11 protein-coding genes and 1 CRISPR repeat array are annotated in these 11,820 nt (G+C 71.5%); of the genes, 6 read left to right on the top strand and 5 right to left on the bottom strand.

Annotated features, from left to right (window positions below):
* Positions 1-3: 3 nt before the first annotated feature.
* Entirely contained in the window at positions 4-987 is a 984-nt protein-coding gene (gene cas1e, locus TNCT1_RS33805) for a type I-E CRISPR-associated endonuclease Cas1e (protein WP_143639864.1), read from the top strand.
* Positions 984-1,334 (top strand): type I-E CRISPR-associated endoribonuclease Cas2e, encoded by a 351-nt coding sequence (gene cas2e / locus TNCT1_RS33800; RefSeq protein ID WP_143639862.1) that lies wholly within the window; start codon positions 984-986, stop codon positions 1,332-1,334. Before cas1e ends, cas2e begins: the two co-directional genes overlap by 4 nt.
* 92 nt (positions 1,335-1,426) lie before the next feature.
* A CRISPR array of direct repeats spans positions 1,427-4,162; the repeat unit is 29 nt; unit sequence GTGCTCCCCGCGCCCGCGGGGATGGTCCC.
* A 238-nt stretch (positions 4,163-4,400) separates the two neighbouring features.
* Here the strand turns inward: cas2e and TNCT1_RS33795 are convergent.
* Positions 4,401-4,598 (bottom strand): hypothetical protein, encoded by a 198-nt coding sequence (locus TNCT1_RS33795; RefSeq protein ID WP_143639859.1) that lies wholly within the window; start codon positions 4,596-4,598, stop codon positions 4,401-4,403.
* Positions 4,599-4,629: 31 nt separating this feature from the next.
* The gene (locus TNCT1_RS33790) at positions 4,630-5,007 is read right to left on the bottom strand and encodes a hypothetical protein (RefSeq protein ID WP_143639857.1); all 378 of its coding nucleotides are present in this window, start codon (positions 5,005-5,007) and stop codon (positions 4,630-4,632) included.
* A 351-nt stretch (positions 5,008-5,358) separates the two neighbouring features.
* Here TNCT1_RS33790 and TNCT1_RS33785 point away from each other — a divergent pair, with 351 nt between their 5' ends.
* The gene (locus TNCT1_RS33785; RefSeq protein WP_143639855.1) at positions 5,359-5,667 is read left to right on the top strand and encodes a hypothetical protein; all 309 of its coding nucleotides are present in this window, start codon (positions 5,359-5,361) and stop codon (positions 5,665-5,667) included.
* 81 nt (positions 5,668-5,748) lie between these two features.
* Here the strand turns inward: TNCT1_RS33785 and TNCT1_RS33780 are convergent, their stop codons facing one another.
* Positions 5,749-6,399: an endonuclease VII domain-containing protein gene (locus TNCT1_RS33780; RefSeq protein WP_235903031.1), complete on the bottom strand. Its 651-nt coding sequence runs from the start codon at positions 6,397-6,399 to the stop codon at positions 5,749-5,751.
* Positions 6,400-6,510: 111 nt separating this feature from the next.
* The gene (locus TNCT1_RS33775; RefSeq protein ID WP_143639851.1) at positions 6,511-6,852 is read right to left on the bottom strand and encodes a hypothetical protein; all 342 of its coding nucleotides are present in this window, start codon (positions 6,850-6,852) and stop codon (positions 6,511-6,513) included.
* Positions 6,853-8,702: 1,850 nt separating this feature from the next.
* On the opposite strand from TNCT1_RS33775, the gene TNCT1_RS33760 reads away from it, so the two are divergent.
* From TNCT1_RS33760 to TNCT1_RS36525, 3 genes are all read left to right on the top strand, one after another.
* The gene (locus TNCT1_RS33760; protein ID WP_143639845.1) at positions 8,703-9,713 is read left to right on the top strand and encodes a hypothetical protein; all 1,011 of its coding nucleotides are present in this window, start codon (positions 8,703-8,705) and stop codon (positions 9,711-9,713) included.
* Positions 9,714-10,376: 663 nt separating this feature from the next.
* Positions 10,377-10,757, top strand: a complete 381-nt coding sequence (locus tag TNCT1_RS33755; protein ID WP_143639843.1) for a DUF3846 domain-containing protein — start codon at positions 10,377-10,379, stop codon at positions 10,755-10,757.
* A gap of 243 nt (positions 10,758-11,000) precedes the next feature.
* Positions 11,001-11,576, top strand: a complete 576-nt coding sequence (locus TNCT1_RS36525) for a hypothetical protein (RefSeq protein WP_235903030.1) — start codon at positions 11,001-11,003, stop codon at positions 11,574-11,576.
* 49 nt (positions 11,577-11,625) lie between these two features.
* On the opposite strand, the gene TNCT1_RS36055 is transcribed toward TNCT1_RS36525, so the two are convergent.
* Positions 11,626-11,820 (bottom strand): hypothetical protein (locus TNCT1_RS36055; RefSeq protein ID WP_216856696.1); only part of this gene is annotated, 195 nt, incomplete at its 5' end.

Raw genomic sequence — 11,820 nt, 5'->3', positions numbered from 1 at the left:
CCGGTGACCACAGTCTCCCGGCGCCCCGCGCTCACCCCACGCCAGCTCACCCGCACCGGCGAACGGCTCTCCTTCGTCTACCTCGAGCGCTGCACCGTCCACCGCGACGCCAACGCCATCACCGCCGAGGACGCCGACGGCACCACCCACATCCCGTCGGCGACCATCGGCACCCTCCTCCTCGGCCCCGGCACCCGGATCACCCACCAGGCGATGAGCGTCCTCGGCGAAACCGGCGCCGCCGTCTGCTGGGTGGGAGAGCAAGGAGTGCGCTACTACGCCGGCGGCCGCGCACTGACCCGTTCCTCGGCGCTCGCCGAAGCGCAAGCCGTGCAGTGGGCCAACGTCCGTAGCCGCCTCACCGTCGCCCGCGCCATGTACCGGCTGCGCTTCCCCGACGAGGACCCCGCCGGCCTGACCCGCAAGGAACTCCTCGGCCACGAAGGCACCCGCGTCAAGGACTGCTACCGGGCCCAGTCCGCCCGGACCGGCGTCCCCTGGCGCGGCCGCCGCTACACCCCTGGCGACTTCGCCAGCGGTGACCCGGTCAACCAGGCCATCACCGCCGCCGCCCAGTGCATGTACGGCATCGCCCACGCAGTCGTCGCATCCCTCGGCTGCAGCACCGCCCTGGGATTCGTCCACTCCGGACACGAACTCTCCTTCGTCCTCGACATCGCCGACCTGTACAAGACCGAGATCGGCATCCCACTCGCCTTCGACGTCGCCGCCGAAGCCGAAGAAGACCTCGGCTCGCGCACCCGCCGTGCCCTACGGGACCGCATCAACGAAACCTCCCTGCTCGACCGCTGCGTCAACGACATCAAACGCCTCCTGCTGCCAGAGGCCACCTTGACCGAGGCGATGAACCACGATCGTGATGTCGTCACCCTCCACAGCGACGGCCACACCGTCCCCGGGGGCTGGAACTACGGCGAAGGAACCGACCAGAATGACACCTACAGCGACACGGACATCAGCTGGTGACCGTCATCGTCCTCACCAACTGCCCGCCCGGCCTGAGGGGCTTCCTCACCCGCTGGCTCCTCGAAATCTCCGCCGGCGTTTTCATCGGCAACCCCTCGGCGCGAATCCGTGACCTGCTCTGGGCCGAGGTCCAGCAATACGCCGGCCAAGGCCGCGCCCTCCTCGCCCACACGACGAACAACGAGCAGGGCTTCACCTTCCGCACCCACGACCATGCCTGGCACCCGGTCGACCAAGAAGGACTCACCCTGATCCGTCGCCCCAGCGCCCAAGGCCCCTCGAAAGCCACCACTGCCGCACGTAAAGGCTGGAGCAACGCGTCCAAGCGGCGGCGGTACGGCAGATGACTGCGCTTAGCTGCTTTTGTGACGTTTTGCCGGGATCGATGAAACTGTCTTGCAACTGCCAGCCCTAGTGACAAAGCCCCAGGTCACGAAGAGTGCTCCCCGCGCCCGCGGGGATGGTCCCGCGAGCACCGGCCAGGCGGCGACGACCACGCGGTGCTCCCCGCGCCCGCGGGGATGGTCCCCGTGCCTCGGCGGCACGACCCACGCCGAGCGCGTGCTCCCCGCGCCCGCGGGGATGGTCCCTCCGCCCGGTCGTTGTGGACGATCGTGCGGCCGTGCTCCCCGCGCCCGCGGGGATGGTCCCGCCTGTGCGCGGCGGACGGCTTCCTGGATGCGGTGCTCCCCGCGCCCGCGGGGATGGTCCCAAGACCTCACCCGCGCTGCCTTCGGTCCTCGCGTGCTCCCCGCGCCCGCGGGGATGGTCCCTCGGCCTGCACCGCAAGCAGCTCAGCCAGGGTGTGCTCCCCGCGCCCGCGGGGATGGTCCCGAGTCCTTCGCCAAGATCGCCGGTACGAAGTCCGCCGAAGTCGAAGTGCTCCCCGCGCCCGCGGGGATGGTCCCCTCGGTGGAGTCCAGGCGGCGCAGCACGTTGGGTGCTCCCCGCGCCCGCGGGGATGGTCCCGTCATCGACGGAATCACGTGGGCCGAGGGCAAGTGCTCCCCGCGCCCGCGGGGATGGTCCCTAGCAAGTAGGTCACGGCGAGTCAAGTGGCCTGTGCTCCCCGCGCCCGCGGGGATGGTCCCCAAGCCGGGGTCGAGGGCTCGGAGAAAGTCAAGTGCTCCCCGCGCCCGCGGGGATGGTCCCAGGCCGGCGAGGGTCAGGTCAGGCTCGGATGTGTGCTCCCCGCGCCCGCGGGGATGGTCCCGTGCGAGCCCTCCGGGGGATAGCCGGCCACCGGTGCTCCCCGCGCCCGCGGGGATGGTCCCGGGGGTAGGCATGGCGGCCGAGAGACCCACCGGTGCTCCCCGCGCCCGCGGGGATGGTCCCACGCCGACGAGCGTCACGGTGAACTACGGCCAGTGCTCCCCGCGCCCGCGGGGATGGTCCCTGCTGCGACTCCTTCGTGGACCCGTTGAGCTGGTGCTCCCCGCGCCCGCGGGGATGGTCCCCGTGCCGGGACGCCGCGCAGGACGCGGCGGACGTGCTCCCCGCGCCCGCGGGGATGGTCCCGGGAGAAGGCGGAGCGCGAAGAGCGGCAGAGGGTGCTCCCCGCGCCCGCGGGGATGGTCCCGACGGCTCCAGCTGTGTGAGCAGGTCCACCAGGTGCTCCCCGCGCCCGCGGGGATGGTCCCCCGCTCCCGTGGATGCAAGCCGGCACGTACCCGTGCTCCCCGCGCCCGCGGGGATGGTCCCGACGGCTCCAGCTGTGTGAGCAGGTCGTCCAGGTGCTCCCCGCGCCCGCGGGGATGGTCCCGGGGCGAACGTCGGCGCGAACGCGTCTAACGTGTGCTCCCCGCGCCCGCGGGGATGGCCCCCACAAGACCAGTGGAAAGGCTCTCGGCGCCAAGTGCTCCCCGCGCCCGCGGGGATGGTCCCTCCACTCGATCCTTGCAGAGTTGATTGACGCTGTGCTCCCCGCGCCCGCGGGGATGGTCCCTGCCAGATCAAGCTGGTCACCGGGTCCACGACGTGCTCCCCGCGCCCGCGGGGATGGTCCCTTCAAGGTGACGACGAAGATGTCCGTCACGGTGTGCTCCCCGCGCCCGCGGGGATGGTCCCCCGTTCGAGGGGATGGAGCGCCCCTCGGTGTCGTGCTCCCCGCGCCCGCGGGGATGGTCCCCCCCGCCGGTGCGTTCACGGCGGGGGCTCTGGAGTGCTCCCCGCGCCCGCGGGGATGGTCCCTCCGCGCGGTCGACGGCGGCGTCGGCCAAGAGGTGCTCCCCGCGCCCGCGGGGATGGTCCCAGGTCGCTGTCCGGGTCGACGCCGTCGAACAGGTGCTCCCCGCGCCCGCGGGGATGGTCCCGACACCCAGAGTCGAGATGGACACGTTCTCGAGTGCTCCCCGCGCCCGCGGGGATGGTCCCGACGATCCGGCCCTAGATCCACGCACCTCGCGAGTGCTCCCCGCGCCCGCGGGGATGGTCCCAGCCCACACACGCCCCGCATTAGCCCCACGCCGTGCTCCCCGCGCCCGCGGGGATGGTCCCCTCACCGTCACCGGCCGCCTGAAAGCCGCGAAGTGCTCCCCGCGCCCGCGGGGATGGTCCCCCGTCCCGCTGGTTCCTCAACCCGGCCGGCACGTGCTCCCCGCGCCCGCGGGGATGGTCCCGACACGTGGTCACCGGTCTTGTAGCCCTGGGGGTGCTCCCCGCGCCCGCGGGGATGGTCCCGACTACCTGTCGGGCTCCGTCCTGCGGCAGATGTGCTCCCCGCGCCCGCGGGGATGGTCCCCCTGCCGGGTGCCCGGAGATCGTCTCGAACGAGTGCTCCCCGCGCCCGCGGGGATGGTCCCAAGGGTATGGGGCTGCTGCTGCAGGCCCTGATGTGCTCCCCGCGCCCGCGGGGATGGTCCCGTGGCGGGCCGGGTCCTGGACGCGGCGGCCGGGTGCTCCCCGCGCCCGCGGGGATGGCCCCCTGCGCGGGGAGAGCGTGTGGACGTCGTGGGTGTGCTCCCCGCGCCCGCGGGGATGGTCCCACGTCCTCGAACCGGACGCCGAACGCGCTGCAGTGCTCCCCGCGCCCGCGGGGATGGTCCCGCGATCAATCCGAAGGACTGGCTAGACCCGATTTGCTCCCCGCGCCCGCAGGGATGGTCCCTGGCAGCGCGCCCAGCCCTGGACCGGGGAACTGCGTCCCGCCCGCGGCCGCGCCCAGCGGGAGAACACGAGCGGGGACGGAGTCCGCACCAGCCGCCGGCAGCGTGAGGTGATGCGGCTGCTTTGCTCGGGGATGTCGCAGCCGTCGCCCGCCCAACGGATCGGGGTGTCCAAGCGGACCCTGGAGGCGGAGATTGTCACCCTGAAGGACTTGTGGGGGGTGCGGACGCTGAACGAGTTGATCTACCAGTACGCGTTGTTCCCGGACCGCACCGTAGACGACAGCGAGGCCGCCCGGAGTCGGCGGCCTAGGCCTGCTCGGGGACGTGCTGGTGCTCGTCCCGGTGCGCCCCGCACGCCTGCCCGAACGTGTCCGTGCGGCAGGTGCCAGGGCCTTCGTACTCGTGGTCCCAGATGCTGGCCACGCTGATGCTGGTCTGTCCGGGCAGTGGGGGCTGTGCGGGGCGGGAGAGGATCGCCTTGAGGGCCCTGAGCCCGAACGTCACCCCGCTCCCGTCCCCTCAAGCTGCTGGTCCGTCACCGGTTCTCGCACTTCTGCTTGATGATCAGTGCGGCTTCGTCCCAGTCGAGGTCGTCTGCGGTGTCCGGGTTGGACTTCTCCGCGCCGGCCTTCATGGATACGGCGGCCCAGTCGGTGCCGAACTGGTCGATGCTCTGGCACATCGTGTCGCGTTCGGCCGGGGTTTTCTGATTCCAGGTGTTCTCGATGGCGGTGGCGGTGTCGAGGGCGTCGGGGCTGGTTCCGTCGTCGTCGGTGTAGCCGGTGTCGGTGTCGTCGGCGGGCTGCTCGATGCCCGTGTCGGAGTCGCTGCTGGTGTCGTCGGGGGAGCCGGCGCAGGCGGTGAGGAGGCCGAGGAGGGCGAGGGCGGGGGCTATGCGGCGCAGGCGGGTCACTGGTGCTCCTTGCGGCTGTTGGGTGCGGGGATGTCGACGGGCGGCCGCATCAACCGCGCATCTCGACGGCGTACAGGGTGATCATGCACTAGTCCTCTCAAGGTCGACCTGCTGCTGTACGGCGGCGAGGACGAGGTAGGGGTCGGCCATGGCGGGTTCCTGGTATTGGCTTGGTGGTCCAGCGTGCCGCTGTTGGGGGTGCGGGTGTTCCCTCGGGTGCGTGAGGGGGCTGGTGTCGGGTCCACCGCACCGAGGAGGGCATGACAATGCGATGCGTGCGGGGGTTGGGCGACTGTGCAAAACCCCCCAACGCCCCCTTCGTCACGGCAGGATGACCGGCATGAACGAAGCATGGGGGCAGTCGTCGCCGCGATAGCGGCTGGCGTGTTCGGGATCGCTGGCGCCTTGACCAGCATCCTGGTGGGCCGCCGTCAGACCACCGACCAAGCCGCAGTCGAATATGGGCAGCGGCTCCGCGGCCAGCGACAGGAAGCGTTCGCCAACTACTTCAAGGCCTGGGACAAAACGCACCAGCAGTTTGAGGACATTGCCGAGAACATCGACGAGCACACCTCGCGGGAGAACTTCGACTCGGACCGTTACGAGCAAGAGGTGGCGGAGAACCCTCGCCGCGAGCGAGCGGGTCGTGGGGGCGCTTGATCGGAGATGCCCCGAGGGGCACACCCAGCATCACCCCAAACCGCGCGTCTGTTCCCCCGGCTCGAGCCTCGGGGCCGTACATCAGCCGTGGGTCAGTGCCGTCTTGCCGTACAGCCAGCGCAGCGGCCCGGCCGGCGGCTGCTCCCAGTAGGACTGGAAGCACGGCCGGCCGCGGTGCGTACCGGCCTGCGTGTTTCGCAGGCACTGGCCTTCGAGCTTGTTGCAGGACACGCAGAGCAGGCCTCGGACGAGGCCGGTGGCGTGGTCATGGTCGATGGCGTAGGCGGCAGCGTCACAGGTGGCGCAGGTGCCGTCTTGGATGTCGTGGAGCCGCCACCACGCGTACCAGCGGGGGATCTTCGTGTCTGGCCACTGTTCGGGGAGTGGGCCGGACCAGGGGCGTGGCATGTAGCGGGGGGCAACCCAGTGGCCGCACCGCTGGTCGGGCGGGACCTGCGTCGCGGGCACCGGGGGCCCGAGTTCTTCCTCCGGCCAGCCTGCGGCGCGGTGGCTTTTCCAGTGAGCGCAGTGGATGGTGCTGAGGCCGCGGGTGGGGCTCCACAGGTGATAGCCGTCGGAGCCGTCCAGCGGGCGCCTGGCGTATCTCTCGTCACGTCCGGGGACGGTGTCAGGAGCGCAGGGCGGGAGGCCCGCTCGCCGGCGGACGGGGGCGTCGATGACAGCGGTGAGGTGGTCGGGGAGCGGCCGCACGGGCCGGTGGGTGGTAGGCATGGCAACCTCCTGGGCGGGTGCGGTGGCCATGCTGTCAGCCACTGACAACGGGGGTCGTCTGGCAGTGACGCCCCCTGAGTCTGGAGACGGGCGCGTGGCGCTCCCCGGCGACTATCCGGCGTCCGGCTCCTGCGCGCGGAGCTGCTGCACGGCCTCGCTGATCCGTCCGTCTCGGATCGCCCGCTGCTGCGCGGCGGTGGCCGTGCGGATCGTCTTCCGGGCGGTGGAGAACGGGATGCCGGTGACGCGGATCCAGTAGTCGGTCTCGTTATATTCGCTGTCGGGGGCGTAGCAGTGGGCGCCGCGGTGGGTGGTGTCGCCGACGGGGGTGTCGTCATGGCCGTGGCTGTGCCAGTCGCAGCACCATCGGCACCAGACGCGGAGGCTGTGCCCGTGGGCGTGGGGCTCGAGGAAGCTGGGGAGGACGGGGGTGGTGTCGTTGGAGCGGGCCATCGGCTCTCCGTGGGTTGTGGGCTTGTCGGGCGGTCTTGGTGGCAGTGTGCCGTTGAACCCGGTTCGTGCCAAACGTCCTTGACCGGCAGGCGTTTGGGCGCTAATGGGGCGTCTGGCAGGTGTTGGGGCGTGATGCTGCTGGTGTACGCCTGTGCGCCCCGCAAGCCCTCTGCCCGGCCGGCCCGGCCACGGCGCACCGTCGGGCGCATGGGGGATACCAGGGAACCGTGTCCGGGGCGTGGGGATGGTACGGACTGTCCGAACGGGGAGGACGAGGTGTTGGTGGACGGGGTTCGGTGCGAGGAGTGCTTGTACTACTGGGAGCTGGACGCGACGGCACCGGAGCGCCGACTGGTGGCGGATGACGAGCTGACCCGGCCGCTCGGGGATCCGCGGGAGGCCGGGCCAGGCACCGCGGCCTAGCGCATCCTGGCGGGGTGGGTGCCGTGGCGGGCATCCTGTCGTGAGACCAGGGTGCGGGGGAGGGCAGCGGTGAACTTCGTGTTCGAGTGCGGCTGGTGCGGCGAAGAGTGCTCCCCGCGCCCGCGGGGATGGTCCCGCGGCCACCGTCAACGGCGTCAACATCACCGGGTGCTCCCCGCGCCCGCGGGGATGGTCCCGACCAGGTGAAGATCACCGGGACGCTCGAGACGTGCTCCCCGCGCCCGCGAGGATAGAGCTGCGGTGCGCCGCCACCAAGTGCTCCCGCGCATGCGGGGCTGGTCCCCTGTACGGCGCAAAGCAGACGACCGCCGGCAGTGCTCTCCGCGCTCGTGGGGATGTCCCAAGGACTGCTACGACGACGAGCCCGACCCGCCGTGCTCCCCGCGCCCGCGGGGATGGTCCCAAGGACGGCAAGCCCGCGGCCCCGCGGGACCGGTGCTCCCCATGCTCCGGGGATGGCCCCCCCTGGTCATCGGCGGTGACCTGCGTGACCTGAGTGCTCTCCGCGGCCGCGGGGATGGTCCCTCGATCCGGCTGGTCGGCCAGGGCGCCGGTAAGTGCGCCCCTCGCCCGCAGGGGTGGGCCCGTGCGCTTCAATTACCGTTGCAAGCGCCACAAGTGCTCCCCGGACCTGCGGGGATGGTCCGATGCTGCAGCGTATGCGTGACCTGGCGATGAAGTGCTCCCCGCGTCCGCGGGGATGGTCCCAACAACTCGGACGACGGCGACGACATCGAGTAGTGCTCCCCGCGCCCGCGGGGATGGTCCTAAGACCGCGGAGTCGTCGCAGGCCGAGCTGGACGTGCTCCCCGCGCCCGCGGGTATGGTCCCGTCGACCGGCTGGCCCTGGTCCGGGACACCGGGTGCTCCCCGTCCCTGCGGGGATGGTGCCCGGGCCCAGGCGCAGGCTTCACCACCGACGGCACCCTGCGCTCCCGGCGGCCGCGGGGGATGGGTCCCTTCGCCCGGAACTGGGTCAGCGAGGCCTCGTTGTGCTCCCCGCGATGGAAGCCGCCGCGGTTCGGGCCCGGCTGCGGCGCCGGTCACCAGGCGGAGAGGTCGGGGCCTGGGGGCGAGCGGGCGCTGCTGCCGTACCCGGAACGAACGCATTGCGTTCATCTTCCGGGCGATAGGCGTACGCCTGGCAGGGCAGGGGCGTCTAGCCACGCGGCTGCTGTGCTTCCCCGCGCCCGCGGGGATGCCCCAGCACGTGTCGGCTTCTGGTCTGGTGTGGCCGGCGCCCTCAGTCCGCCCGGGGGCGGGTGGCACGGGTGCCGGCCGTCCCAAGACACCGCCCGGGGGCGTGTGCTCGGGTGGCAGCCTACTCCTGCTTTCGTCTGCGGTAGTAAACTCCGTACTGTTTTCTTGATGACTGTCCGGGGGTTCGCCGGACGTAGGAGGCCCAGATGATCCGCGCCGGACGCCGGCACTTGGTGCGTACCCTGGCTGACATTGCGGCGCGGCAGGGCATTGCCGTGCAGACTCTTCTCAACTCCGGTCGGCATCTGGCGGAGGGTTTTCCGGCGCCGTTGAACGCGGGCCGGACTCGGCTTTACGACGGCGAGCAGGTGGATGCGTATCTCGCGGGCCTTCCCGTTCCGCCGCTTCCGGTGACCGACGACGACGAGGACCTCCTGGATCGTCAGGAGGCCGCCGCGCTGCGCGGGATGACTCCGCAGCGGTGGGACCGCCGCAAGATGGATCCGGCTGTGAGCGAGCATCTGGTGCTCGTGGGCGGGGTCGAGCACTGGCCTCGCCGTGTCGTACGCGATCACACTCCCACTCCCCGCCGTCAGGCTGGCGGCCGCGGCGGTGGCCGGCCTACCGGCGTGGGGGATCAGGTGCCCCGTGACCAGCTCCCGGCGCTCGTCGCGCAGCTCCTGGACGACGATCCCGCCCTGACCGCGGCCGGCGTCACCGACCGTCTGGGCGTGCACCGTGACACGGCGCAGGATGCGCTGACCCAGTGCCGTGCGGAGCGGATGGCCGACGTGATGGAGCAGCGCCAGGTGACGGCAGCCCAGGCCGCCGCCGTGCTCGGCTATCCGGCCGGTCTGACCCGCCGCGCGAGTGTCCGCGCTGCCGCTGTCCTGCGCGGCCGCCGGGCGCGCCCGTACCTCGCCACCGTCGCCCAGGCTCTGCACGCACGCGGCTGGATGACCACCGACACCCCGCCGGCCGTCCAGCACCCCGAGGACGACGCCTGCGTCGCCGCGCTCGTCCTGGACGCCCCCTCAGCCCCGGCGCCCGCTCTGGTGTGGTCCGAGCAGCACGGCTGGCGCACCGCAACCTCCCGACGTCACCCGCTCGGCCGGGGCGCGGCCTGGCCCCCGCCCGGCCCCGGCGTGCGCCACCTCACCACCGGCACGACCCCCACCCTCGCCGACCTCATCCATGCCCTCGAGGGCACCGGCTGACCCTCCCGGCAGCACCGGCCGACCATCCCCGCCGCACACACCGCTCCAGGCCCTCAGAACGCCCCTGGAGGGCCTCGCCGTGCGCCCGCACCAAAGGGGTGTCTGAGCGCGGCCCAGCCCCCGTGGCGCAGCGCAACACGGACGCGGCGGTAGCGGGCGCGCCAGGGCGCTGTCCCACACCAAGGGTCGGAAAAAGCCAAGCCTCTTGGGCGCAGCGGGCCGGGGCCCGGCCGCCGCGCCGCCGGGGGCGTGTCCGGGTCGCTGCGCTCCCCGGACCGCGCGCTGCGCGCGCTCACGCCCGGGTGGGGGCCGGTACGCCGGGTCGCTGCGCGCCCCGGACGCGCGCTGCGCACGCTCGCCCCTGCCCCTCACCCTCCGCCGGGCCCGCTGCGCGGTCCTGCGGCGGGCCCGGCCGGTCCCGGGGCAGGCGCTGCGCGCTGCCCCGCCGCCTGCGGCGGCCGGACGGGCGGGATCCTCACCGCTGCGCGGTGCGGATCGGCGGCGCGGCGGCCGGGCCCCGGCCCGCCGCTCCATATGAGTTGACCTGGGGAAACACGGCGAAAACCACAGCAGCAGTAGCTAAGTTTCGATACAGTTTTCTTGTTGGTCGGCAGTGGCAGCCGGCCAGCACCCAAGACCCGCACGCCCTGAGAGGGGACACCCATGTCCGCAGGCTTCGCGCTCGTCCTCCGCCCCGACGCCTCCTTCGAGATCACCGAGTGGCCCGGCAACTCCCGCGCCAACCTCCGCACCCTATACACCGCGATCGGCTGCACCCGCGTCGACGTCGTCGACCTCTCCTCCAAGGTCTCGATGTGGCTGGATGACGACGGAATGCACACCGGAGCCCCCGTCAACAGGTGGGCCACCATCCTCTACGCCATCACCGCCCCCCTCCACCAGCACTACTACGGCACCGCCGTGTTCACCGGTGGCCCCGACCCCCAAGGCGACACCACCGGCCTCACCCTCGACCGCTGCGCCGCACTCCTCGGACTCGCCGGAATCGACGTGCCGACGATCCCCCACCCGCGCACCAACTGACCCCCCAGCCGGGGTGGGAGGCCCCGTAACGAGCCTCCCACCCCGCCCAGCCCTCACGGGCCTCCCATCACGCCGCTACCCGCGCACAGCGCCCCCCAGCGGCCACGCCCGGCCAACGCCCCAGCCTTCGCCCGGCCCCCCCCTTCACTGCGCCGCCCGGCCATGAGTTGAGCCGCCCCGTAGGGCCCGCTCCTCACCGCCCCCTTTGCGCGCGCTCCCCCCCCCACTTTTCAAGGAACCCTCATGATTCCGGTCAAGAGCACCGAAGAGCAGCGTGCCGCCTATACCCAGGCCATCATGGACAAGTGGAAAAGCGCCACTCTCGACCAAAAGCGGCGCGGACGTGAGTGGTACGTCACGGCGCATGAATTCGCCGCCGAAATCGCTGCAGGAGACACCAGCAAAGGCGCGGGTGTCCTCGCCGCACTGTCCGCCAACAAGTCGTGGGCGGAAAACTGCAGGCTCGCCCGCAAAGCCTTCGCCGAAGGAGCAGCAAGCGGACACGTCCGCGACGCTGTCACCAAGGCCAACCGCATCATGGCGGGAACCCACCCGAGCGAAGTCCTGCCCATGCACATCAAAACGGGCTGCTTCTACCTGTGCATCGCCGACCCGGAGAACCCCGACGCCGTAGTGATTGACCGTCACGCACACGACATCGCGGTACGCAAAATCTACGGCCAGCGAGACCGAGGACTAGGAGCGATCGGACGATACAACCTACTCGCCCATTGCTACCGCGCCGCTGCCCAAAAAATCGGAGAGGTACCCAGTAAAGTTCAGGCCGTCACATGGGTGGCCCACATCGAGCGCAAGTGAGACGGTCCCGGCAACCGGGGGCGGACCCTTGATCCAGAGTTAATCCAAGCTAAAAATTGAAGCAGCAGGGACAGCCGGATTCTTCCAAACCTACATACTGCATCACCTGATACAGAGTCACCACCCCCACCACCCTCCCCTTGTAGCTGCTCGGGCCGAAGGCCCGTTGGCCGACCCGCGCAGCGGGGCCGGCCTCCGTGGCGCAGAGCGCCACCAGGTGGCTGGAGCGCAGCGAAAGCCACCT

The organism is Streptomyces sp. 1-11 (assembly GCF_007176755.1).
Taxonomy (GTDB): Bacteria; Actinomycetota; Actinomycetes; order Streptomycetales; family Streptomycetaceae; genus Streptomyces.
Note: the sequence above shows the minus strand (reverse complement) of the source record. Positions and strands in the feature narration are given on the sequence as shown.

What these genes read in the sequence shown, in the direction of transcription:
- TNCT1_RS33785 (WP_143639855.1), top strand. Translation starts at nt 5,359, where the DNA reads ATGGGGGCAGTCGTCGCCGCGATAGCGGCTGGCGTGTTCGGGATCGCT.
- TNCT1_RS33780 (WP_235903031.1), bottom strand. Translation starts at nt 6,399, where the DNA reads ATGCCTACCACCCACCGGCCCGTGCGGCCGCTCCCCGACCACCTCACC.
- TNCT1_RS33775 (WP_143639851.1), bottom strand. Translation starts at nt 6,852, where the DNA reads ATGGCCCGCTCCAACGACACCACCCCCGTCCTCCCCAGCTTCCTCGAG.
- TNCT1_RS33760 (WP_143639845.1), top strand. Translation starts at nt 8,703, where the DNA reads ATGATCCGCGCCGGACGCCGGCACTTGGTGCGTACCCTGGCTGACATT.
- TNCT1_RS33755 (WP_143639843.1), top strand. Translation starts at nt 10,377, where the DNA reads ATGTCCGCAGGCTTCGCGCTCGTCCTCCGCCCCGACGCCTCCTTCGAG.
- TNCT1_RS36525 (WP_235903030.1), top strand. Translation starts at nt 11,001, where the DNA reads ATGATTCCGGTCAAGAGCACCGAAGAGCAGCGTGCCGCCTATACCCAG.